The sequence below is a fragment of the Janibacter indicus genome, assembly GCF_900176385.1.
Classification (GTDB): Bacteria; Actinomycetota; Actinomycetes; order Actinomycetales; family Dermatophilaceae; genus Janibacter; species Janibacter indicus.
The window spans coordinates 223,167-244,724 of sequence record NZ_FWXN01000003.1 but is presented as its reverse complement, the minus strand read 5'-3'; the positions used below and the strand labels follow the sequence as shown (position 1 = coordinate 244,724).

Here is a 21,558-nt window from a genome sequence, read left to right as displayed (position 1 = left end):
CTGTCTCTCAGCGGCTCTTGGGGTCGAAGGCATCACGCACAGCGTCGCCGAGCATGATGAAGGCCAGGACCGCCAGGCTGAGGAAGAGGGCGGGGAAGAAGAGGATGTGCGGATAGCTCCGCAGAGGCACCAGCGCGTCGCTGATCATGACACCCCACGACACCGTCGGCGGCACCAGCCCGATGCCGAGGAAGGACAGCGTCGCCTCCGCGGTGATGTAGGCGCCGAGGTTGATCGTCGAGACGACGATCGCGGGTGCCATGGCATTGGGCAGCACGTGCCGGCGGATGATCCGCATCGGCGAGGCACCGAGGGCCCGGGCGGCCTGGACGTAGTCGTTGGGCTTGACCTGGATGACCGAGGAGCGCATGAGGCGCATGAGGCTCGGCCAGCCGAAGATCATGAAGACGAGCACGACCTGGATCACGACGCCGAAGTAGCTGTCGGTCTTCAGCCCGAGGATGCTGGGCCGTTCGCGGACCGCAGACAGGAAGATGATGCCGGCCAGGAGGAGGGGGATGGCGAAGAAGATGTCGCCGAGGCGGCTGATCAGGGTGTCGACGATGCCGCCGACGTAGCCGGCGATGAGCCCGAGGAAGGAACCCAGCAGCAGCACGCCGGTCGCCGCGAGCACCCCGACGAGGATCGAGGCCCGGGCTCCGTAGACGCTGCGGGTGTAGATGTCCTGGCCCTGGGTGTCGGTACCGAACCAGTGCTCGCCGCTCGGGCCCTCGTGGGCTCGGCTCAGGTCGTTGAACTTCAGGTCGTAGGGCGTGAAGAGCGAGGGCCACACCGCCATGAGCACGAAGACGAGGATGAGGACGCTCGAGATCCAGAAGAGCGGGTTGCGCCGCAGCGACGCGAAGGCGTCGGAGGTCAGCGACCTCGCCTGACCGCTCTCCTGGGTCACGTCGGCGGCGACCGCCGCCTCGCGGGTGGTGGTCGCGCCCATCTCGTCGTTGCCGGGGCGGGCTTCGGGGGCGACGTCGCGCGTCGCGTTGTCGTCAGTCATTGCTGATCCTCGGGTCGAGGGCGCCGTAGAGCAGGTCCACGAGCAGGTTCACGAGCAGGTAGACGATGACCAGTGCCGTGACCGCGCCGACCACGGCGATGCCATCGCGGTTGCGGATGCCTTGGAAGATGTAGCCGCCGACACCCTGGATGTTGAAGATGCCCTCGGTGACGATCGCGCCGCCGAGCAGAGCACCGAAGTCATAACCCATGAAGGTCACGACGGGGATCATCGAGTTGCGCAGGGTGTGGATGCCGATGATCCGGCGTGAGCTCAAGCCCTTGGCCTTGGCGGTCCGCACGTAGTCCGAGCGGACGTTCTCGGCGATGTTGGTCCGCATCAGGCGGGCGATGTAGGCCAGCGAGGTCGAGCCGAGGACGATCGCGGGCATGATCAGCGACACGAAGCTGGGGTCGGTGCCGCTGGCCAATGACGGCAGCAGCTCGAGGTTGAGGCCGAAGGTGTACTGCAGGACGGTACCGATGACGAAGACCGGGACCGAGATGACGAAGAGGGTGCTGACCAGCACGAGGTTGTCGATGAAGCCGCCCTTGCGCAGACCGGCGAGGACACCGGCAGCGATGCCCAGGACGCCCTCGAAGACCAGGGCCATGAGGCCGAGCCTGGCGGTGACCTGGAAGCGCTCGCCGAGCTCCTCGGCCACGGGGTTGCCGAACTGGTTCTCGCCGAGGTCCCCCTGCACGACGTTCTTCGCGTACTCGTAGTACTGGACGAGCAGCGGGTCGTTCAGGTGGTACTTCTCGTTGAACTCGGCGATGTAGGCCGGCGGACAGGGCCGCTCACCACACTTGCCTGCCGTGGGGTCACCCGGCATGGCGAAGACCATGGCGTAGATCAGGAACGTGGAGAAGATGATCACCGGGATCATCTGGAGCAATCGTCGGACGATGTACTTGCCCACGTTGCACCTCCTCAGGGAAGTCGGACGCACCTCTGCCCGGGGTGCCGGGAGAGACTAACTCAATCGTTGGGGCCGCAGGCGGCGGTCGACGCCGCGGGCTCGGCACGACGCCGACCGGCCATCACGGGAGCGGATGGCCGGCCGGCGTCGTGCGGAAAGTCAACCCTCGACGAGGATCAGTTCTTGACCTTCATCGCGGCGAGGTCCGGGTTGCCGAAGGGCGTCGCCTGGACGTCGGAGACGTTCTCCGACCAACCGATGATGGTCTTGCCGTACCAGGTCGGGATCGTCGTGAACTCCTCGGCGATCAGGCCCTCGGCCTCCTGGTAGAGCTTGTTGGCCTCCTCCGGGGTCTCGGCGGCGCCGGCCTCACGCATCGTCTTCTGGAAGTCGTCGTTGGCGTAGTTGTAGTAGTTCGAGGACGCACCCTTGCCGTAGATCGGCGCGAGGTAGTTCTCGATCGACGGGTAGTCCATGACCCAGCCCATGCGGAACATGCCCTTGAGCTCGTTCTCGCCCAGCTTGGTCAGCATGGTCGCGAAGTCGACCGTGGGGGTCGCGACGCAGTCGATGCCGAGGGTCTTGTTGATGGAGTTGCAGACCGCCTCGGTCCAGCCCTTGTGGCTGGCGTCACCGTTGTAGGTGAGGGTCAGCTTGCCGTCGTAGCCGCCGCCCTCCTCGAGCAGCTGCTTGGCCTTCTCGGGGTTGAACTCGCAGTACTCACCGCACGCGCCCTCCTTGTAGCCGTCGACGACCGGGGAGACCCACCCGGTGGCGGGGGTGTAGGCGTCGTTGAAGATCTGCTTGACGATCGTCTTGCGGTCGATGGCCATCGAGATGGCCTGGCGGACCTTGACGTTCTCGAGCTTCTTGTCGACGTGGTAGTTCATGCCGATGAACTGGAGGGTGGAGTTCTCCTTCTCCAGGAACTGGCCCTCACCGAGGTCGTCCTTGAACTTGTTGTCGACCAGCGCGCTCGCGGGGATCTCGCGGACGACGTCGAGGTCGCCGGACTGGAGCGCCACGTAGGCGGCGTCGGAGTCCTCGTAGTTCTGGAAGATGATCTCGTCGGCGTTGCCGCCGTACTCACCCGAGTAGTCCTCGAACTTGCTCAGGGTGATGGCCTGGTTCTTCTCCCAGGAGTCCAGCTTGTACGGGCCGGCCGCGATCGGCTTGTCGCCGAAGGCCTCCGGGTCGTCGAAGAAGGCGTCGGGCTGCGGGGCGAAGGCCGTGTAGCCCAGACGCAGCGGGAGGTTGGAGACCTTTTCGCTGGTCTTGATGGTGAAGGTCAGGTCGTCGACGACCTTGAGGCCGGTCAGCTCCTCGGCCTTGGGCTTGCCCTTGCCCTCGCAGGGCTTGTCCTCGTCCTCACCGGTGCACTGCAGGTCCTCGAAGCCCTCGATCGGCTCGAAGAAGTAGCTGCCCTGCTGGCCGTTGACGCCGTAGGCGGTGTAGTTCCACGCGTCGACGAAGTTCTTGGCGAGGACATCGTCGCCGTTGTGGAACTTGTAGCCCTTCTTGAGCTTGACCGTGAAGTTCTGGTTGTCGTCGGTCTCGATGGACTCGGCGATGTCGTTCTCGGGCTCGGCGGTCTCGGGGTTGTAGTGGACCAGCTTGGCGGTCAGCACGTCGAGGACGTCGCCGCCACAGGTCTCAGCGGTGTTACCTGCGACGAGCGGGTTCTCCGGGTTGCAGCCGGAAGCGGTGATGGTGCCGCCCTCGCCGCCCGAGCCGCCGTCGCTGTCGTCGCTGCCACCGCCGCACGCGGTCGCGAAAAGCGCGGCCGCGGAGATGCTGGCGATTGCCATCGCGCGAGACTTCACTCGCATGGATGTCCTCCTACGTCATGCCGCCGGGAACGGCGGGTCTATCGGCGTTCCCGATCGTCCGGGTCCACCCCTGGGCGCAGCGCGGTCCGCGACTGCTCGTGACATCAAAAACCACGGGGCCCGATCGCACCATGGACCCGTGTGCCCTGAGACACAACTGTGACTCTTCGGTGACCGACCCGGCACCCCTCAAAGGAGATGCAGGGTTAACCCTCACGATCGGGAAACCTTGCGGTGACGGCCCCGTGACACCGCCGATATCGCGGCGGGCGGACGCGGCGGAGAGGTCTCAGTCGCGACGGGCTCCGATGGCCCCCGCGACGATGTCGTCGAGGCTGACCGGACGACGGTCGGGGCCGGCGAGCGGCAGCCGCCAGTTGGGGTACTCCTCGTCGGTGCCGGGCTGGTTGATCGCCCGCACGTCGCCGACGAGATCGGTGAGGGCGATGCCCCGCAGACGCGAAGGGGTGAGCCCCAGCCACGCGTGCAGCGCCGCCACCACGTCGGCCGGCTCCGCATCGACCTGCGCCAGCAGCCCCCGCTCGTGCAGCGACTCGCGCACCGCCCGCACGCTCGCCTCCTCGGCGGCGCGCTCCTCCTCCACCGGGCGGGTGAGCAGGCCGAGGCGCTCGCGGATCGCAACGTGCTCGAGGTCGAGGTAGCCGGCGCTCGGCGGCAGGTCGTGGGTCGTGACGGTCGCCAGGCACAGCTCGCGGTAGGCCTCGGGCGGCAGCGGGCGTCCGTCGTCGCCCCACTCGAACCACGCGACGCTCGTGCCGAGCACCCCGCGCTCGAGGAGGTGCTCGCGCACCCACGGCTCGACGACGCCGAGGTCCTCGCCGATGACGACGGCCCCGGCGCGGTGAGCCTCGAGGGCGAGGATCCCGACGAGGGCCTCGTGGTCGTAGCGCACATAGGCCCCCTCCCCCGGGGCGTGCCCCTCGGGGACCCACCACAGGCGGAAGAGCCCGATGACGTGGTCGACCCGCAGCCCCCCGGCCCCGGAGAGGACGGCCCGCAGCATCTCGCGGAAGGGCGCGTAGCCGAGCTCGGCGAGCCGGTCGGGCCGCCAGGGCGGCTGCGACCAGTTCTGCCCGAGCTGGTTGAACTGGTCGGGCGGTGCGCCGACGTCGACGCCCCGGGCGAGCGCGTCACCGAGGGCCCACGCGTCGGCACCCTCGGGGTGGATGCCCACGGCGAGGTCCGTCACCACGCCGATGCCCATGCCCGCGGCCCGCAGCCGCTCCTGCGCTCGCGCCAGCTGGGTGCGGGCGACCCACTGGAGCCACACGTGGAAGGAGACCTCCTCGCGGTGCGCCTCGCGGTGGGCGAGCACCATGGGCGAGGTGGGGTCGTGCAGCTGCGGCGGCCAGGTGCTCTCCCAGAGGCTGCCGTGCTCGGCCGCCAGCGAGCACCAGGTCGCATAGTCGACGAGCGCCTGCCCCTCCCCGGCGTGCAGCGCGGCCACCTCGTCGGCCTGCCCGGCACCGAGGTGGCGGAAGGCGGTGCGCAGGGCCTGCTGCTTGAGCGCCCACACGGCGTCCCGGTCGATCCGATCGAGCCGGTTGAGCTCGCGAGCGCGGTCGGCGAGGGCGTCGATCTCGGCGCGCGCCGGCTCGGGGAGGCGGTCGGCGCCGGGCAGGTCGCGCAGGTCGACGTAGACGGCGTTGAGGAAGCGACGCGAGGTCGGCAGGTAGGGCGAGGGCTCCATCGGCGCGACGGGCTCGGCGGCGTGCAGCGGGTTGACGAGGACGAAGTGCGCGTCATGCTCGCGGGCGGCCCACTCGCCAAGGGTGCCGAGGTCGCCGAGGTCACCGATGCCCTGGCTGCCGGAACCCCGCACCTGGTACAGCTGCGTCAGCAGCCCGGCCCGCGGCTGCTCCTGCACGACGGCGGGCAGCTCCAGACGCTGGGGCACGGTGACGAGCACGGCCCGCTCGCTCCCTTCGGACAGCGGTCCGGCCTCGACCTCCGCGACGACCTCGTGCCAGCCCAGGGGCAGGTCGCCCGGGACCTCGAAGGCGGCCTCGCCCACCACCGTGCCGTCGACGTCGTGCGGCTCGACGACGTGCTCGAGCTGCTGCAGGTCACGGCGGTGCCCCCCTTCGAGCTCGACGTGGACGCCCACCGCGCTGCCGTGCGGCACGTGCACGAGGAGGCGAAGGGGGTCGCCCTCACGCTGGACGACGGTCGGGGGCAGCGTGCGGCGCCACGGTGCGGTCCGGACCCGCTCGAGGGCGGCGTGCACGGCCGCCTCGTCGGCGACGTCCTCGCCCATGGCCGTGAGCACGGCCCGCAGCGCAGCCTCCGGCACCTGACGGTGCTCGCCGCGCCAGTCCCACCAGTCGGTGTCGACGCCCTTGGCGGCGGCGAGGGAACGCAGCGAGTCCGTCGTCGAGGTCACGGGGCCACCCTTGCCGAGGTCCACGGCTGCTGTCCACCGGGATCTCGGGGGTAGCGTGGGAGTGGTGGATGACGTGCAGATCCTGCAGCCCCGCGAGGTACCGCTCGGCGGCCCCCGGGCCATGACGGTGCGACGCACCCTCCCCTCCCGTGCCCGCTCGCTGGTGGGCGGGTGGTGCTTCCTCGACCACTACGGACCGGACGACGTCGCGGCGACCGGCGGCATGGAGGTGCCGCGCCACCCGCACACCGCGCTGGCCACGGTCTCGTGGCTCTTCACCGGCGAGATCGAGCACCGCGACTCCACGGGAGCGCACGCCATGGTGCGGCCCGGCGAGCTCAACCTCATGACCGCCGGGCGCGGCGTGAGCCACTCCGAGTTCTCCACGCCGGCGACGACGGTGCTGCACGGGGTGCAGCTGTGGTTCGCCCTGCCCGGCCACGCCGTCGACTCCGACCCGGCCTTCGACCACCACGTCCCCGAGCCGACCTACGTCCCCGGCGGCATCGCCCGGGTCTTCCTCGGCGAGCTCTTCGACGTGCGCTCGCCGGTCATCACCCACGGCGCCCTCACCGGGGCCGAGATCCTCCTCGACGCCGACGCCGAGACGGTCGTCGAGGTGCCCTCGGGCCACGAGCACGCGGTGCTGCTCGACGACGGCGACGTGAGCATCGACGGCACCGCCCTCGAGCCGGGCGAGCTCGGCTACGTCGGCACCGGGCGCGAGCGCTTCACCCTGACCTCGCGTGCCGGGGCCCGACTCGTCCTCATCGGCGGCGAGCCGCTCGGCGAGCAGATCGTCATGTGGTGGAACTTCGTCGGCCGCAGCCACGACGACGTCGTCGCCGCGCGCGAGCGCTGGATGCGCGAGATCGGCGAGGGCGTGCCCGAGGGCGAGGAGCGCTTCGGGCCCTTCCCCGAGGGGCAGCCGGCCGCGCTGCCCGCGCCAGCGCTGCCCGGCGGACGACTGCGCGCGCGAGGCTGACCATGGGCTGGCACACCCCGACCGTCCGCACGGTCTTCATCCACGGCCGAGGCCGCAGCGGCGCGCGCGCCTGGCCGCTGCAGGCGGCCGCGGCCGACCCCGACCACGTCTTCCTCGAGCGCACCTGTGCCGCAGACCAGCCCGAGCGCGACGCCGACCGGGTCGTCGAGGCGCTCGGCGGGCGCGGCCACGTCGTCGGCCACTCCTACGGAGCGGTGACCGCCATGCTCGCCGCCCAGCGTCGCCCCGACCTGCTCCGCAGCCTCGTGCTCGTCGAGCCCTCGTGCTTCGACGTCGCGCGCGGTGGCCGGCACGTCGAGGCGCACATCAGCGCGATGGCCCCGGTCTTCGCCGTCGCCGACGACCCCGAGGTCGACGGCCGCGAGTTCCTCGACCGCTTCGCCGCGGGCATGAAGCACGGCCCGCTCGACCTCGACACCGAGACCTGCTCGGCGCTCGCCGAGCGGATGCGCGCCACCCCGGCCCCGTGGGAGGTCGCTCTGCGCACCGACACCCCGCGGCTGGTGCCGACCCTCGTCGTCACCGGCGACGACCGACCGATGTACACCGAGGTCGCGCAGGCACTGGCGGCGAAGGGGGCGACCCACCTCGTCCTCCCCGGCGCCGACCACCGGCCCCAGGACCACGACGAGGGCTGGGCCGCGATCCGCGACTTCCAGACCCGGCACCAGCGCTGATCCGGCCTGCCGGGCCCGGGCGGGCCGGATCTCAGCTCTGCTGGTGGAGCACCGCGACCGGGCAGGTGGCCAGGGCGAGCACCCGCTGGGTCACCGACCCGAGCAGCAGCCCGCGAAACCCGCCGCGACCGCGCGAGCCGACGAGCAGCAGGTCGGCCCCATCGGCGATCTTGACGAGGGAGTCGGCGGCGCGACCGTGCAGCACCTCGACGGTGACGTCGATGTCGGGGTGCGCTGCCCGGTCCTCGGCGATGGTCCGCTCGGCCATGTCGCGGTAGCGCTGCTCGACAGTCTGCCACTCGGGGCTGCCGGGCTCGGTGACGACGACGCCGTTCTCGACCTCGACGTTCCACGAGGTCACGGTGGTGACGTTGTGGCCCCGGACCCTGGCCGCGTCGAGGGCGTGGCGGAAGGCCAGCCGGCTGTTGCGGCTGCCGTCGATGCCGACGACGACGCGACCGTCCCCCGTGGTCCCGACGTCCTCGGGCACGAGGACCACCGGGCACGGGGTGTGCGCGACGACGCTGAGCGAGGTGGTGCCGAGGACGACCCGCTCGGCCTTGTTCTTGCGGGCGGAGCCGACGACGAGCACACGCGCTCCCTCGGCGGCGTGCAGCAGCGCGCCCGACGGCGACCCGGTCGGCAGCGCCGTCGTCACGGCCAGGTCGGGGTGGGCCGCGGTGACCCGATCGCGCGCCTCCGTGACGACCTTGGTCGACTCCTGCTCGACCCGCTCGACGATCTCGGGGCTGGTGAGCAGCTCGCCGTAGGCGGACAACGGGGTGCCGAGGTCGACGGCGTGCACGAGGTGCAGCGGCGCCGCGAGGGCGGTGGCCTCGGCAGCCGCCCAGTCGATGACGGCGTCGTCACGGTGGCTGCCGTCGAGGGCAGCCACCACGGCGTCCGAGGGCGTCGGGGTGTCGTGGGTGCTCGCGTCAGTGCTCATGCCCCATTGTCCCCATGGAAGGGGCAGCGCGGTAGGAGAGATCAGCCCCAGTTCGTCAGGCCGGCACGATCGTGGCTTCCGTCGGGCCACACCGCCCGGACGATGCCGGCCGCGGCGAGCGCCTTGCGGCAGCCGGGGCACGGCGGGTCCGTGATGTAGGCAGTCGCGCCCTTGGTGTCGCGCGTGGCGAAGAGCAGGGCGTTGACCTCGGCGTGGATCGCGATGCAGAAGCCCTCGGTGCCCGGGCGGTCGTAGTCGCCCAGGCCCGGGACGGCGTCGTAGTCGAGGCGGCCTCGCGGGCACGCACCCTCGAGGCAGTCCGGCTCCCCCGGCGCCGCGCCGTTGTAGCCCGTCGCGATGATCCGGTGCTCGATCGTCAGCACGGCGCCGACCCGTCGGCGCGTGCACTTGGCGCGGGCGGCGACGGCGCTCGCGATGCCGAGGAAGTAGTCGTCCCAGGTCGGCACGCTCGGGGTGGTGGTCTCGTCGGGCACGGACCGATCCTAGGCACTGCGGCCCCGCGTGATAGACCGCTGGGGTGACCGGCCACGAGACGACGCGACGGACTCCCCCCTTCGGCCCGGTCCTCGCGGTCCTGGCGGTGGCGCTCATCTCGATCAACCTGCGCCCCGGGGCCACCTCGGTCGGACCGCTGCTCGAGGAGGTGCGCACGGCCCTGGCCATCGGGCCGACCCTCGCGGGCGTGGTCACCGCGCTGCCGGGGTTCGCCTTCGCGGTCGCGGGCGGCGGGGCCGTCGCGCTCGCCCGCCGCGTCGGTGTCTCCGCGGGCATCACGCTCGGCGTCGCCGCGGTCGTCGTCACCCTGCTGGCCCGGGTGCTCACCGACTCCGCCGGGGTCTTCCTCGTGCTCACCGCGCTCGGCCTGGCCGGCATGGGGCTGGGCAATGTCCTCGTCCCGGCGTGGATCAAGGCGCACTCGAGCGACGGCGGGGTGCGCCTGATGACCATCTACTCGATGGGGCTGACCGTCGGCGGCACCCTCGGCCCGCTCCTCGCCGCACCGGTCGCGGCGGTGGCGCCGGGTGCCTGGCGCGGCGCGCTCGGCATGTGGGGCGTCGTCGCCCTGCTCGCCCTCGTGCCGTGGACGATCATCGCGCTGCGCGACCGGGTGCACCGACGTGCCGCCGGCGAAAATCCCACCTCGCGCATCTGGCACTCCCCCACGGCGATCGCCCTCACGGTGCTCTTCGGCGTGCAGTCGACCAATGCCTACGTGCAGTTCGGCTGGCTGCCCCAGATCTATCGTGACGCGGGGCTGTCCGCCGGCACCGCCGGCGTCTACACCTCGGTCCTCGCGGCCCTGGGCATCGGGGGCGGCCTGCTCATGCCGACCGTCATCGCCCGCAGCCGCGACCTGTCCGCGTGGATGCTCGGCTTCGGGGCGCTCGCCATCGCGGGCTACCTCGGGCTGCTGCTCGCGCCGACGACCCTGCCGTGGCTGTGGGCGGTCCTGCTCGGGCTGTCCGGCTTCGCCTTCCCCATGGCGATCTCGCTCATCACCGCCCGCAGCCGCGACCCGCACGTCACCGCTCAGCTGTCGGGCTTCGTCCAGCCGGTCGGCTACCTGCTCGCCGGCATCGGCCCCTTCCTCGTCGGCGTGCTCCACGAGCTGACCGGCGGGTGGACCCTCGTGCTGTGCCTGCTCATGGCGACCGGGGTCGGCATCGCCGTGGCCGGCCTGCGCGTGGCCCGTCCGGTCTTCGTCGACGACGAGATCGGCCTCAGCGCACCCACGCGCTGAGGCAGGCGGCGGCGGCGGCCCCCGGGTCGGCCGCGCCCATGATCTCGCGGACGACCGCGACGCCGGCGATGCCCGTGCGGGAGAGCGGCGCGACATCGGCGAGCGTGACGTCCCCGATGGCGATGACGGGCAGCTGTGTCGCCGCGGCCCGAAGGGGGTAGCCCGCCAGCCCCACGGGCGGCCGGCCGACGTCCTTGGTCGGGGTGGGTCGGAGGGGTCCGCTCCCCAGGTAGTCCGGGCGGTGCGCGCCGGTGCGGGCGTCGGCCTCGCGGACGTGCTCGAGGGTGCCGGCGGTCAGCCCGACGAGCGCGTCGGCCCCGAGGAGGGCGCGTGCCTCGGCGACCTGCAGGTCGGCCTGACCGAGGTGCACGCCGTGGACCGGGGCGCCTCGTCGGCGGGCGGCATGGGCGACGTCGGCCCGGTCGTTGACGAGCACGCGGGTGCCCGGCGCGGAGTCGGCCACGGCGGACGCGACGTCGAGGACGAGGTCGAGCAGGTCGCCGGCGAGCAGGTGCTTGGCCCGCACCTGGACGACGCCGGCACCGGCCGCGGCCGCCGCAGCCGCGGCCCGCACGGTCGCCGGGCCGTCGCCGGAGGTGACGAGGTAGAGACGCCAGTCGATCAGGTCCATGACAGGTCCACCTCCGCCGCGACCTCGTCGCCCGTCACCGCGTCGAGGGCGTCGACGAGCGCCACCTTGAAGCTGCCCGGCCCCATCGTGCCCACCCGGTCGGAGGCGACCGTGAGCAGCGCGGTGGCCGCGACCGCCGCGACGAAGGGGGGCGCCCCCGGCAGGTGGGCGGCCGTCAGGGCCCCGAGGAGGCAGCCGGTGCCGGTGACCTTGGTCAGGCGGGGCGAGCCCGAGGCGATGCGGACCACCTGCCGACCGTCGGTGACGAGGTCGACCGGGCCCGAGACGGCGACGACACAGCCGCTGCTGCGCGCGAGCGCTCGCGCGGCCTCGGCCGCGGCGTCGGGGCCGAGCGTGCTGTCGGCCCCACGACCGCGGCCGGTCCCCCCGGAGAGGGTGATGACCTCGGAGGCGTTGCCGCGCAGGACCGTCGGGCCGAGGGCGAGCAGCTCGTGGGCCAGTGGCGTGCGCACGGGGGCCAGACCGACCGCCGTCGGGTCGAGGACCCAGGGGACCCCGTGCTCGACGGCGGCCCGGGCCGTCGGGAGCAGGCCGGCCATGCCGTCGCCGCTCAGCGAGCCGAGGTTGACGAGCAGCGCGTCGGCGACGGTGACGAGCGTCGGGGCCTCCTGCTCGCTCTCGGTGAGCATCGGGCGGGCACCCGCGGCCAGGAGCCCGTCGGCGACGAGCGCGCGGGTCACCGAGCCGGTCGCCCCGTGGACGAGGGGTGCGGCGGCGCGCATCGCGTCCACGGCTGCGGCGATCTCGGCGCCGAGGCCGCGGGTGCGGGGAGCGCCGATCACGAGGCCGCCCGCGTGGTGGCAGCCGAAGAGGCCGCCACCGGCTCGGCCGGTGGGTCCGGCTGCGCCGCCACGCTCTCGACGTCACGGTCGAGGTCCGCTGCCGACAGGCGCGGACCGAGAGCCCCGCACCCGGCGACGAGGAGGCCGCCGGCGAGGAGCACCGCAGCGACCGACGCGTCGTGACCGAGCACGGACTCCAGCGTCGGCAGCCACCACGGCCACAGCGCCGGGAGGACGATCGACAACGAGTAGGCCGTGCCGTAGCCGGTGGAACGCACCGGTGCCGGGAAGCGCTCGCACAGGTAGGCCCCGACGGGTCCGTAGCCGCACACCGTGACCACCTGGAGCAGGGCCACGCCGACGACGACCGGCACGACCTGCGTCGCCATCGTGCCCGCCCACAGCAGGGGTGCGACGACCGCGGCGGCCAGCCCCCATCCGACGAGGAAGCGTCGCCGCCCGACGAGGGTCGACCAGTGACCGGTGAGCGACATGACAAGGGCCTGGGCGACCGCGGCCAGGCCCATGACGAGCGCGATCTCGCCTCCTCCCAGCCCCAGGTCGGTCGACAGCCGACCGGTCGTGAGGATGACGACCATGTTGGTCATGAGCCACAGGCCGCTCATCAGGCCGAACATCTGCCAGAAGGCGCCGGCGTGGGCACCGCCGAGGACGGCGCGCAGACCGACGGCGGCGGGGGCCCTCCCTTCGTCGGCCTGCTCGCGCTGAGGCACGACCTGCGGTGCATCGGCGACCCGGGCGGAGTAGTAGGCCAGGAGGGCCAGGCTCGCCAGGCCGCCGCAGACGAAGGACACCCGCCAGCCCCACGCGGCGTAGTCGACTGGGCCGAGCACGGCGAGCAGGCCTGCCGTGACGAAGGCGATCGTCGACTGCGCCCAGGGCGCCATCGACATGATCAGCCCGGACACCAGACCCCGGCGCCGAGGGACCGACCACTCCATGGCGAGCGGGATCGCCGAGGTGTACTCGCCGGCGAGGAAGGCACCACCGACGAAGCGCAGGACGACGACGGCGGTGATGGCCGCGACGCCGATGGCCTCGTGCGTCGGGACCGCCGCGATCGCCAGGCTGCACGCGGCGGTGCCGCCGATCGCCAGCTGGGTGGTGCGGGTACGGCCGACGCGGTCGGCGATGCGCCCGAAGAGCATCGCCCCGATGGGTCGACCGAGGAGGGTCGCGACGATGACGACGGCACCCGCGGTGACGCCCGCGTGCGGCCCGGCGAGGGTCGCCAGCGCCGGGGCGAGGGCGACGACGGGCAGGAAGATGTTGATCTGGTCAACGTAGTTGCCGACGATGCCGGCGCGCACGGCCGCGCGGCCGGTCGGGGGCAGCCCGGGCACGAGGCTCATCGGGTGGACTCCTCGCGCACGTAGACGCTCGAGCCGAGCTCGACGAACTGGCGCGACTTCGCCGCCATGCCGGCCTCGGCGATGGCCTGCTGGGCCGCACCCGACCCGTAGGCGTCGCGGATGTCCTGGCTGATCCGCATGGAGCAGAACTTCGGCCCGCACATCGAGCAGAAGTGGGCGGTCTTGGCCGGCTCCGCCGGCAGGGTCTCGTCGTGGAAGGCCATGGCCCGCGGCGGGTCGAGGGAGAGCGCGAACTGGTCGTGCCAGCGGAACTCGAAGCGGGCGCGACTCAGGGCGTCGTCGCGCTCACGCGCTCGCGGGTGCCCCTTGGCCAGGTCGGCGGCGTGCGCCGCGATCTTGTAGGTGACCACACCGGTGCGCACGTCGTCACGGTCCGGCAGACCGAGGTGCTCCTTGGGCGTGACGTAGCAGAGCATCGCCGTGCCGTGGCGGGCGATCTCGGTGGCCCCGATCGCGGAGGTGATGTGGTCGTAGCCTGGCGCGATGTCGGTGACGAGCGGGCCCAGCGTGTAGAAGGGCGCCCCGTGGCACCACTCCTGCTCGAGGTCGACGTTGTCCTTGACGAGGTGGAGCGGCACGTGCCCCGGGCCCTCGACCATGACCTGCACGTCGTGCTCCCACGCTCGCCGGGTCAGCTCGCCGAGCACCCGCAGCTCGGCGAGCTGCGCCTCGTCGTTGGCGTCGGCGACCGACCCCGGTCGCAGCCCGTCACCGAGCGAGAAGGCGACGTCGTAGCGCGCGAAGATCTCGCACAGCTCGTCGAAGTGCGTCCAGAGGAAGGACTCCTCGTGGTGGGCCAGGCACCAGCCGGCCATGATCGACCCGCCGCGGGAGACGATGCCCGTCACCCGCTCGGCCGTCAGCGGGACGAAGGCGAGCCGCACCCCGGCGTGGATCGTCATGTAGTCGACGCCCTGCTCGCACTGCTCGATGACCGTGTCCCGGAAGATCTCCCACGTGAGGTCCTCCGCCTTGCCGTCCACCTTTTCGAGGGCCTGGTAGATCGGCACGGTGCCGATCGGCACGGGGCTGTTGCGCAGGATCCACTCGCGCGTGGTGTGGATGTCGTCGCCGGTCGACAGGTCCATGACCGTGTCGGCGCCCCACCGGGTGGCCCAGGTGAGCTTGTCGACCTCTTCGGCGATCGAGGAGGTGACGGCCGAGTTGCCGATGTTGGCGTTGATCTTCGTGAGGAAGGCCCGGCCGATGACCATCGGCTCGGACTCCGGGTGGTTGACGTTGGCCGGGATGATCGCCCGGCCGGCGGCCACCTCGTCGCGGACGAGCTCGGGCGAGCAGCCTTCTCGCAGTGCGGCATAGCGCATCTCGGCGGTGATCTCACCGCGTCTGGCGTAGTGCATCTGGGTCACCGTGCGGCCAGCCACGGCACGAAGGGGGCGACGTGCCGGTCCGCGCCACGCCGCCGTGGCGCCACCGCGTCGCTGGGCCGCGCGGCCGTCGTCGGCGAGGTGACGGGACTTCCCTTCGTAGGGCTCGACGTCGCCGCGGCCGGTGATCCACCCACCGCGGTGGTCGGGTAGACCGACCGCGGGGTCGGCACCGGGTCCGCTCGTGCGGTAGACGACGACGTCGTCGTTGGCGGTGCCGTCGGGGCTGTCGGCCAGCGAGATCGCGGTGACCGCGACCCGCACCGACGGGTCGTGGGGGTCGACGACCTCCTCGCGACGGTGCTGCGGGTGGAGCTCGGACTCTTCGGGTGTGCGCACGCGGGCGCCTCCTCTTCCTTCGCCGGCATGATCCGGACAGGTTCAGACGGTCCGGACGGCAGCAGTCCGATCTCAGCCCGTGCCCGGGCTCCCGCGGGGGTGCCTCGATACAACCACATGGCTACGGTGACGGCATGGCTGCCCCTCTGCCCCGCCCTCCGGTCGCCCTCTCGATCGCCGGGTCGGACCCTTCGGGCGGCGCCGGGGTCCAGGCGGACCTCAAGACCTTCAGCGCCCTGGGCGCCTACGGCACGTGCGTCATCACCGCCCTCACGGCGCAGTCGACCCGTGGCGTGACGCACGTGCACGAGGTGCCCGTCGACGTCGTGCGCGCCCAGGTCGAGACACTCGTCGCCGACGTGCGCATCGACGTCGTCAAGGTCGGGATGCTCGCTTCCGCCGCGCTCGTCGCGAACGTCCACGAACTGCTGGCGAGCGGCCCACTGGCCGCGACACCGGTCGTCCTCGACCCGGTGATGGTCTCGACCTCCGGCTCGCGGCTGCTCTCGCCCGACGCGGTCGACGCCGTGCGGGCCCTGCTCCCCCGCGCGGATGTCATCACGCCCAATGTGCCCGAGGCCGGAGTGCTCCTCGACCAGCCGCCGGCCGGGTCCGCCGCCGAGCTGCCCGAGCAGGCCACCGCGCTCCGGGCACTGGGCGCACGTCGCGTCCTGCTCAAGGGCGGCCACCTCGACGGCACCGAGTCGGTCGACGTGTGGCACGACGAGCGCGGCACGAGCGAGCTGCGCGGACCGCGGATCGCGACGACCGCCACCCACGGCACCGGGTGCACGCTCAGCTCGGCGATCGCCGCCCTTCGCCCGCGCCACGACGGGTGGCTGCCGGCGGTCCGCGAGGCACGCGGCTGGCTCACCGAGGCACTGCGCCACGGCGAGTCGCTCGACGTCGGGTCGGGGGCCGGGCCGGTGCACCACTTCCACGAACTCGCCCGATGGAGCCAGACCATCCCCTGACCAGACCTTCACCACAACCCGGAGGGCCGGACGGCCCGGTCCATCGGCTACCTCACCGAGGCCGACTTCACGATCCTCGAGGAGGGCATCGGTCTGGCCATCGCGCAGTGCCAGGCCGACCAGCCGAGCTGAGCACCCGGCACCCTCGCTCAGGCCGCGACGTCGTGCAGGTGGTGCTCCACGTCGTGGAGCAGGTAGCGGCACAGGCCGGCGATCGTGAAGGGCGCGCCGTCCCCACGGGTGCCTGCGCGCTCCCACGCGTCACCTCGCACCCCGTCGAGGACGGCGACGGTGCGCTCGGTCTCCTCGGCGACCTGTCGGGCCACGACGCGCGGGTCACTGGCCCAGAACTCCTGGCGCACGGCCTCAGCCTCCCCGTCGTAGTCCGCGAAGGGGGCGCCCTCCCGGGCGAGCACGGCGCTCACCCGATCGCCGAGGACCCGGACCAGGTCACGCGCGTGGCAGGCGTACTCGAGGGGCGACCACACCCCCGGGGCAGGCCGCTCGCTCGCCCCCGGGCGTTGCAGTGCCGCGGCCCAGCGGGGCACCGCGGCGAGGAGCCGGTCACTCGTCGCGGCCGGGTCGTGCGGGGTGTAGCCGCACTCGTCGCACCCGTCGTCGACGACGAAGGTCCAGTCCCGGGAGTCGTGGTCGGCGGGCGGCGCGGTGCTCATGCATCCAGCCTAGGCTCGGGGCATGACGACCTGGCTGCTGCTCGCCGCCGCCATCGTCTGCGAGGTCGCGGCCACACTGAGCCTCAAGGCGGCCCTCGACCGGCCCGTGCTCTACGCCGTCGTCGTCGCCGGCTACGTCGCGTCCTTCGGCCTGCTCGCCGTCGCGCTCCGACGAGGCATGCCCTTGGGCATCGCCTACGGGATCTGGTCGGCCTGCGGTGTCGCCCTGACGACGCTCCTGTCGACCCTGCTGCTCGACGAGACCTTCACCCCGCTCATGGGACTGGGCGTCGTCCTCGTCATCGGGGGCGTCCTGCTCGTGGAGACAGGCGCCCCGCACGAGCCGGAGGCGTCGCCATGACGGCATGGGCGTGGCTCGTCGTCGCCGTGGCGGCCGAGGTCGCGGGGACGCTCTCGCTGCGCATGGCGGTCCATGGCGGCCCTCGGTGGTACGCCGCCGTCGCGCTGGGCTACGTCACGGCCTTCGTCGGGCTGTCGACGAGTCTCGCGCACGGCATGCCGCTCGGCGTCGCCTACGGGACGTGGGCCGCGGCCGGGGTCGCGCTGACGGCCATCGGCTCGCGCGTGCTCTTCGGGGAGGCCCTCACCCGGCGGATGGTCGCCGGGATCGGCCTGATCATGGTCGGTGTGCTGCTGCTCGAGCTCGGCGGCGGGCACTGACCGAGTGACCCTCAGCCGGTGCGACGCGTCAGCCGAAGAGCGCGGCGAGCCGGTCGAGGGAGGCGCGCAGGTTGCCCTCCGTCGTGTTGCGGGCTCGCTCGTAGCGCGACTCGTCGGTCAGCTCGCGCCAGTCGTAGGTGTGGGTCACCTCGGTGCCGCCGTCGTCGGTCGGGTGAGCTCCCACCCCCACTGGTGGCCGAAGGGGGTCTCCCCCTGCGCCGCCGGGCGCCAGGCGATGCGACGTCCCTCCTCGAAGTCGACGACGTGGTTGTAGCGGTCGTTGCCCCCGGTCGTCGTCGTGACGAAGACGTCGCCGACGGCGTGCACCCGCTGGCCCTCGGCCGAACGAGCGAGGTTGTCGTTGCCGTCCCACGCGAGCTGGCGGGCGGGGTCGGCGATCTCCTCGAAGACCGCCTCGGGTGCGGCGGCGATGGTGGTGGATGCGGTGACGACCTTGGTCTCGTCCATGCCCGCCACTCTAGGGGCGCTCGCCCAGGCCTGCTCGGACATCGCGGGCCAGCTGCGGGGTGCGCCCCTGCGCCACACCCGACCACCACCTGGCGACAGGGAAGGCCAACCGGCGCAGCGAGTAGTTGACCAGCTCGACGACCCCGAAGGCCCAGACGAGGAGCAGCAGGACGAGCCACCCGGTGGAGGGGGCCGCGACGAGGGTCACGACGAGTCCACCGGCGAGGAGCAGCGCGGCGAGCACCCCGAGACCGACGTAGGTCAGGGCGAGCGCGCGTGGCATGGGCGTCACGCCGACCCAGCGTCGGGCGAGCAGCCAGTAGACGCCGGCGGCGACGAGCACGAGGACGAGCGGGCCCACGGCGCCGAGGACCGCCAGGCGGCCATCCGCACCCAGGTCGGCGCCGTACCAGGTGGCCACGCCGCCGAAGACGCCCGCCGCCACGAGCTCGCCCAGCCCCAGCGACAGGTACTGGCGCCGTCGCAGCTCGCGCCGGTCGGCGGGCTCAGTCACGCGGGACGACGGGCACGACCTGCCGCAGCGCCTCGACGTCGGGCTGGCGCATGCCGAAGCCGAGCGAGGCGACCCGCTTGCCGGTGGGCACGTGCAGCAGCTGCTTGCCGTCGACCACGAGGTCACGGGGCTCCCTGATCGGCAGCCGCCGCAGGGTCATGCCGAGCGGGTTGCACATGCGCACCTCGTGCGGGTCGATCCGCACCGCGGGGTTGATCAGCTGGAGGATGCCCAGGATCGCGAGCACGGCGCCCGCCGCGACGGTCACCCAGGCGGAGGTGAGCAAGGACACGAGCGCGATGAGCACGCCCAGGACGACGAAGGTGATCGCCATGGGGCGGCTGTGGCGGATGGTCATCGGCGGCATGGTCGCACCCTAGTCGGCGACCTCGATGACGAGCTTGCCGCGGGCGGCGCCGGACTGGCTGGCCGCGAAGGCCTGCGGCACGTCCTCGAGGGCGAAGGTCCGGTCGACGTCGACCCGTAGTCGGCCGGCGGCGACCTCGTCGAGCAGGTCGGCCAGGCGTGCGCCGTCAGGTCGCACCCACACCCAACGGCCGCCGTGCTCCTCGACGGTGGGGTCGGTGATCGACGCGAGGCGTCCGCCGTCGCGCAGCATCGCGCGGCTGACGTCGAGGACGCCACCGACGAAGTCGGCGACCGCGTCGAAGCCCTCGGGCGCCACCTCGCGCAGCCGCTCCTCGAGCCCGTCGCCGTACTCCACCGGCGTCACGCCGATGTCGCGCAGCTTGTCGTGGTTGGCCGTCGACGCGGTGCCGACGACCGAAGCCCCGGCGGCGATCGCCAGCTGGGCGGCGGCGAAGCCGACGCCACCGGAGGCGGCGTGGACCAGGAGGGTGTCCCCCTTCGTCACGGCCAGCGTCTCGAGGACTCGAAGGGCGGTGAGCCCGGCGAGCGGGAGAGCCGCAGCGACGTCGTCGGTGACCTCGTCGGGGACGGCTGCCACGTCATCGACGCGGACCGTGACGTACTCGGCGAAGGTGCCGGCCGACAGGACCTGCTTGCGGGCGTAGGCGGCGACCCGGTCGCCGGGACTGAACTCGGGGCTGTCCGGGCCGACGGCGTCGATGACACCGGCGACGTCCCAGCCGGGGATGACCGGGAAGTCGGCGGAGAGCATCGGGTCGAGACCGCCGGACATGGCCTTCCAGTCGACGGGGTTGACCCCGGCCCGGGTGACCCGGATGCGGACCTCGCTCGGGCCGACCTTGGGGACCGGCAGGTCGCTCAGGTGCAGCTCGTCGGTGGTGCCGTACTGGTCGTAGGTGATGGCGCGCATGATCGGGTCAACCTCGGGAGGTGGCAGGGCATTCCACAGGGGTCAGAGTGGTCGCTTGAACCCCACGTGGCTGGCCTCGTAGCCGAGACGGTCGTAGAAGGCGTGTGCCCGCCTGCGCACCCGGTCGGTCGTCAGCTGAGAGAGGGTCGCGCCCCGGGCACGTCCGTGGTCGTGGGCCCACGAGAGCATCGCGGCACCGAGTCCCATGGACCGCTCGCTCCCGGCGACGCGCACTCCCTCGACCTGCAGCCTGGTCGCGCCGTTGCGCGAGAGTCCCGGCACGATCGACAACTGCATCGTCGCGACGACGCGGTCCTGCTCGTCCTGCACGACGGCGAGGTACTGCGCGCGGTCACGGCTGATCGCGTCGAAGACCCGCTCGTAGTGGGCGAGGTCGGTGCCCTCGCGGGTGGCGCCGAGCTCGTCGTCGGCGAGCAGGGCGACGATCGACGCGACATCGGTGCGCACCGCTCGGCGGACGCGGTAGCGACGCTCCCCGAGCTCGAGGACCCCGCCGACGGACTCGGCTGCCCGAGCCCTCAGATCGAGCGCGAGGGCGTCGAGCCAGCCGCCGACGTGCCGTCGGGCCTCGTCGGTGTCGGGGTATCGGCAGCGCAGGTGAAGGCCGGCCTCGTCGAGGATGAACCACAGCATCACCCCGTCGGAGCGGATCGTCGCCCCGACGTACTGGGCGTCCAGACCCGCCGCGTCGACCCGTACCGGCAGCCGCCGCAGGTCGAGCCAGGAGACGGCGAACATGCCGGGTGCCTCCGGCATGCCGCCCCACCGACGCATGACGTCGTCGAGCGGCCACGAACCGAGGTGCACCGCTTCTCTGACGGCGGCGGCGCAGGCCTGCGGGTCAGGGTCGGACGACTCGAGGACCGAGTTGGCGATGAACCACCCGACCGAGTCGTGCCACCTCGCGTCGTATCGCGAGTGGACGGGGAAGACGGCGCGCAGCGGTGAGTCGGCGAGGTCGCGGGTGACGGCGGTCATCGCGGCGACGACGGTGGTCAGGATCGAGACACCGTCACCGCGGGCCTGTGCGGCGAGCGCGGCCGCGTCGTCGACGTCGAGCACGTCGCGCAGCTCGACGCGCTCGGCGTGCGGCACCGGCTCCCCGAGCGGCAGCGGGAAGCGGGGCATGACGTCACCGCTGGCGGCGAGCACCTCGGCCCACCGCCGGCGGACGTCGTCGGGAGCGGGGTCACGGTCGGACAGGGCCGCGGTGTGGTCGGCGAAGGGAGGAACGAGCGTCAGCTCGGGGATGCTCTCGCCGTCGGTGAGGTCGAGCGCCGCGAGGAGGTCGCGGATGACGACGAGCATCGACCACATGTCGACGTGGGCGTGATCGGCGCCGATGACCACCGTGGGACGTTGCGCGGTCTCGAGGACCAGGAGTCGGTGCGAGGGAGTGGCGAAGGGGGTGCACGTCGCGTCGAGCACGTCCCGGACGCAGTCGTTGACCGCCTGCCCCGAGGCGACGGGGTGCTCGACCCACTGCCCCGGCGTGACCTCGAGCTCCTCGAGCACGGGCACCCCGTCGGGACCGGGCGCGAAGCCCGACCGCAACGTGCCGTGTCGCGCGATGACGGCGAGCCAGGCGGCCGAGAGCCGCTGGCGCGCAACGGGGACGGGCAGGGTGAAGCAGATCGCCATCCACGAGCCGGGCCGGTCGCCACCGCCGACGTGGCGACGCTGGTCGAAGGAGAGCGGCAGGGCGCGTCCTGTGCCGTGGGCGGTGACGTCGTAGCCCAAGAGCCTCCCGAAGGGCAGCCGCAGGTGGGCGACGTTGGACAGCCTCATGGCGGTTACCGTAGCCGCACGGTGC

The 21,558-nt window shown here is 72.4% G+C and carries 21 protein-coding genes, 1 pseudogene and 1 riboswitch; of the genes and pseudogenes, 6 read left to right on the top strand and 16 right to left on the bottom strand.

The features are described 5' to 3' along the window. Positions 1 to 7 precede the first annotated feature (7 nt). The 4 genes from B9B60_RS04795 to malQ form a co-directional block, all read right to left on the bottom strand. Entirely contained in the window at positions 8 to 1,012 is a 1,005-nt protein-coding gene (locus B9B60_RS04795) for an ABC transporter permease (RefSeq protein ID WP_200811151.1), read from the bottom strand. Beyond that, positions 1,005 to 1,934 carry an ABC transporter permease gene (locus B9B60_RS04790; protein ID WP_072623847.1) on the bottom strand — a complete coding sequence of 310 codons (930 nt, stop codon included), beginning with the start codon at positions 1,932 to 1,934 and terminating at the stop codon, positions 1,005 to 1,007. Before B9B60_RS04790 ends, B9B60_RS04795 begins: the two co-directional genes overlap by 8 nt. A 176-nt stretch (positions 1,935 to 2,110) precedes the next feature. After that, positions 2,111 to 3,742 carry a peptide ABC transporter substrate-binding protein gene (locus B9B60_RS04785; protein WP_234993739.1) on the bottom strand — a complete coding sequence of 544 codons (1,632 nt, stop codon included), beginning with the start codon at positions 3,740 to 3,742 and terminating at the stop codon, positions 2,111 to 2,113. Positions 3,743 to 4,052: 310 nt separating this feature from the next. Then, positions 4,053 to 6,167 (bottom strand): 4-alpha-glucanotransferase, encoded by a 2,115-nt coding sequence (gene malQ, locus B9B60_RS04780; RefSeq protein WP_234993738.1) that lies wholly within the window; start codon positions 6,165 to 6,167, stop codon positions 4,053 to 4,055. A gap of 64 nt (positions 6,168 to 6,231) precedes the next feature. Here malQ and B9B60_RS04775 point away from each other — a divergent pair, with 64 nt between their 5' ends. Next, entirely contained in the window at positions 6,232 to 7,152 is a 921-nt protein-coding gene (locus B9B60_RS04775; RefSeq protein ID WP_084450074.1) for a pirin family protein, read from the top strand. A 2-nt stretch (positions 7,153 to 7,154) separates the two neighbouring features. Further along, positions 7,155 to 7,850: an alpha/beta fold hydrolase gene (locus tag B9B60_RS04770; protein ID WP_084450073.1), complete on the top strand. Its 696-nt coding sequence runs from the start codon at positions 7,155 to 7,157 to the stop codon at positions 7,848 to 7,850. Between the two features lie 31 nt (positions 7,851 to 7,881). On the opposite strand, the gene B9B60_RS04765 is transcribed toward B9B60_RS04770, so the two are convergent. Beyond that, entirely contained in the window at positions 7,882 to 8,796 is a 915-nt protein-coding gene (locus B9B60_RS04765; protein WP_084450072.1) for a universal stress protein, read from the bottom strand. A gap of 41 nt (positions 8,797 to 8,837) precedes the next feature. Beyond that, positions 8,838 to 9,290, bottom strand: a complete 453-nt coding sequence (locus B9B60_RS04760) for a deoxycytidylate deaminase (RefSeq protein ID WP_072623842.1) — start codon at positions 9,288 to 9,290, stop codon at positions 8,838 to 8,840. Between the two features lie 44 nt (positions 9,291 to 9,334). Between B9B60_RS04760 and B9B60_RS04755 the strand changes: the two genes are divergently transcribed. Then, positions 9,335 to 10,558 carry an MFS transporter gene (locus B9B60_RS04755; protein ID WP_084450071.1) on the top strand — a complete coding sequence of 408 codons (1,224 nt, stop codon included), beginning with the start codon at positions 9,335 to 9,337 and terminating at the stop codon, positions 10,556 to 10,558. Here the strand turns inward: B9B60_RS04755 and B9B60_RS04750 are convergent. From B9B60_RS04750 to thiC, 4 genes are read right to left on the bottom strand one after another with little or no spacing between them, the layout of a single operon-like run. Further along, positions 10,539 to 11,189: a thiamine phosphate synthase gene (locus B9B60_RS04750; protein WP_084450070.1), complete on the bottom strand. Its 651-nt coding sequence runs from the start codon at positions 11,187 to 11,189 to the stop codon at positions 10,539 to 10,541. The genes B9B60_RS04755 and B9B60_RS04750 overlap by 20 nt on opposite strands. Next, complete coding sequence (gene thiM, locus B9B60_RS04745; RefSeq protein ID WP_234993737.1) at positions 11,180 to 11,992, bottom strand: hydroxyethylthiazole kinase; 813 nt, start codon at positions 11,990 to 11,992, stop codon at positions 11,180 to 11,182. The genes B9B60_RS04750 and thiM overlap by 10 nt, the downstream gene beginning before the upstream one ends. Beyond that, on the bottom strand, positions 11,989 to 13,365 hold the full coding sequence (locus B9B60_RS04740; RefSeq protein WP_084450069.1) for an MFS transporter: 1,377 nt from the start codon (positions 13,363 to 13,365) through the stop codon (positions 11,989 to 11,991). Before B9B60_RS04740 ends, thiM begins: the two co-directional genes overlap by 4 nt. Further along, positions 13,362 to 15,038 carry a phosphomethylpyrimidine synthase ThiC gene (gene thiC / locus B9B60_RS04735; RefSeq protein ID WP_327078570.1) on the bottom strand — a complete coding sequence of 559 codons (1,677 nt, stop codon included), beginning with the start codon at positions 15,036 to 15,038 and terminating at the stop codon, positions 13,362 to 13,364. Before thiC ends, B9B60_RS04740 begins: the two co-directional genes overlap by 4 nt. Positions 15,039 to 15,110: 72 nt before the next feature. Further along, a riboswitch (TPP riboswitch) is annotated at positions 15,111 to 15,218 on the bottom strand. A gap of 29 nt (positions 15,219 to 15,247) precedes the next feature. Between thiC and thiD the strand changes: the two genes are divergently transcribed. Next, positions 15,248 to 16,087 carry a bifunctional hydroxymethylpyrimidine kinase/phosphomethylpyrimidine kinase gene (gene thiD, locus B9B60_RS04730; protein ID WP_084450068.1) on the top strand — a complete coding sequence of 280 codons (840 nt, stop codon included), beginning with the start codon at positions 15,248 to 15,250 and terminating at the stop codon, positions 16,085 to 16,087. Positions 16,088 to 16,236: 149 nt separating this feature from the next. On the opposite strand, the gene B9B60_RS04725 is transcribed toward thiD, so the two are convergent. Beyond that, positions 16,237 to 16,761, bottom strand: coding sequence for a DinB family protein (locus B9B60_RS04725; protein ID WP_084450067.1), 525 nt, complete (start codon positions 16,759 to 16,761; stop codon positions 16,237 to 16,239). 22 nt (positions 16,762 to 16,783) lie between these two features. Between B9B60_RS04725 and B9B60_RS04720 the strand changes: the two genes are divergently transcribed. Both B9B60_RS04720 and B9B60_RS04715 read left to right on the top strand, forming a co-directional pair. After that, a complete protein-coding gene (locus B9B60_RS04720; protein ID WP_084450066.1) occupies positions 16,784 to 17,122 on the top strand; it encodes a DMT family transporter in 339 nt (112 codons plus the stop codon). Beyond that, entirely contained in the window at positions 17,119 to 17,442 is a 324-nt protein-coding gene (locus B9B60_RS04715; RefSeq protein ID WP_084450065.1) for a DMT family transporter, read from the top strand. Before B9B60_RS04720 ends, B9B60_RS04715 begins: the two co-directional genes overlap by 4 nt. A 28-nt stretch (positions 17,443 to 17,470) precedes the next feature. Here B9B60_RS04715 and B9B60_RS04710 read toward each other — a convergent pair. The 5 genes and pseudogenes from B9B60_RS04710 to B9B60_RS04690 form a co-directional block, all read right to left on the bottom strand. Continuing rightward, a pseudogene (locus B9B60_RS04710) lies at positions 17,471 to 17,910 on the bottom strand (SRPBCC family protein). A gap of 10 nt (positions 17,911 to 17,920) precedes the next feature. Further along, a complete protein-coding gene (locus B9B60_RS04705) occupies positions 17,921 to 18,424 on the bottom strand; it encodes a hypothetical protein (protein WP_084450064.1) in 504 nt (167 codons plus the stop codon). Next, complete coding sequence (locus B9B60_RS04700; protein WP_084450063.1) at positions 18,417 to 18,791, bottom strand: DUF308 domain-containing protein; 375 nt, start codon at positions 18,789 to 18,791, stop codon at positions 18,417 to 18,419. Before B9B60_RS04700 ends, B9B60_RS04705 begins: the two co-directional genes overlap by 8 nt. A 9-nt stretch (positions 18,792 to 18,800) precedes the next feature. Continuing rightward, positions 18,801 to 19,724 carry an NADP-dependent oxidoreductase gene (locus B9B60_RS04695; protein WP_084450062.1) on the bottom strand — a complete coding sequence of 308 codons (924 nt, stop codon included), beginning with the start codon at positions 19,722 to 19,724 and terminating at the stop codon, positions 18,801 to 18,803. A gap of 42 nt (positions 19,725 to 19,766) precedes the next feature. Then, positions 19,767 to 21,533: a GNAT family N-acetyltransferase gene (locus B9B60_RS04690; protein ID WP_084450061.1), complete on the bottom strand. Its 1,767-nt coding sequence runs from the start codon at positions 21,531 to 21,533 to the stop codon at positions 19,767 to 19,769. Between the last annotated feature and the right edge of the window lie 25 nt (positions 21,534 to 21,558).

Coding starts and splice junctions, on each gene's coding strand:
- B9B60_RS04795 (WP_200811151.1), bottom strand. CDS start 1,012: ATGACTGACGACAACGCGACGCGCGACGTCGCCCCCGAAGCCCGCCCC.
- B9B60_RS04785 (WP_234993739.1), bottom strand. CDS start 3,742: ATGGCAATCGCCAGCATCTCCGCGGCCGCGCTTTTCGCGACCGCGTGC.
- B9B60_RS04770 (WP_084450073.1), top strand. CDS start 7,155: ATGGGCTGGCACACCCCGACCGTCCGCACGGTCTTCATCCACGGCCGA.
- B9B60_RS04765 (WP_084450072.1), bottom strand. CDS start 8,796: ATGAGCACTGACGCGAGCACCCACGACACCCCGACGCCCTCGGACGCC.
- B9B60_RS04750 (WP_084450070.1), bottom strand. CDS start 11,189: ATGGACCTGATCGACTGGCGTCTCTACCTCGTCACCTCCGGCGACGGC.
- B9B60_RS04740 (WP_084450069.1), bottom strand. CDS start 13,365: ATGAGCCTCGTGCCCGGGCTGCCCCCGACCGGCCGCGCGGCCGTGCGC.
- thiD (WP_084450068.1), top strand. CDS start 15,248: ATGGCTGCCCCTCTGCCCCGCCCTCCGGTCGCCCTCTCGATCGCCGGG.
- B9B60_RS04725 (WP_084450067.1), bottom strand. CDS start 16,761: ATGAGCACCGCGCCGCCCGCCGACCACGACTCCCGGGACTGGACCTTC.
- B9B60_RS04720 (WP_084450066.1), top strand. CDS start 16,784: ATGACGACCTGGCTGCTGCTCGCCGCCGCCATCGTCTGCGAGGTCGCG.
- B9B60_RS04715 (WP_084450065.1), top strand. CDS start 17,119: ATGACGGCATGGGCGTGGCTCGTCGTCGCCGTGGCGGCCGAGGTCGCG.
- B9B60_RS04700 (WP_084450063.1), bottom strand. CDS start 18,791: ATGCCGCCGATGACCATCCGCCACAGCCGCCCCATGGCGATCACCTTC.
- B9B60_RS04695 (WP_084450062.1), bottom strand. CDS start 19,724: ATGCGCGCCATCACCTACGACCAGTACGGCACCACCGACGAGCTGCAC.
- B9B60_RS04690 (WP_084450061.1), bottom strand. CDS start 21,533: ATGAGGCTGTCCAACGTCGCCCACCTGCGGCTGCCCTTCGGGAGGCTC.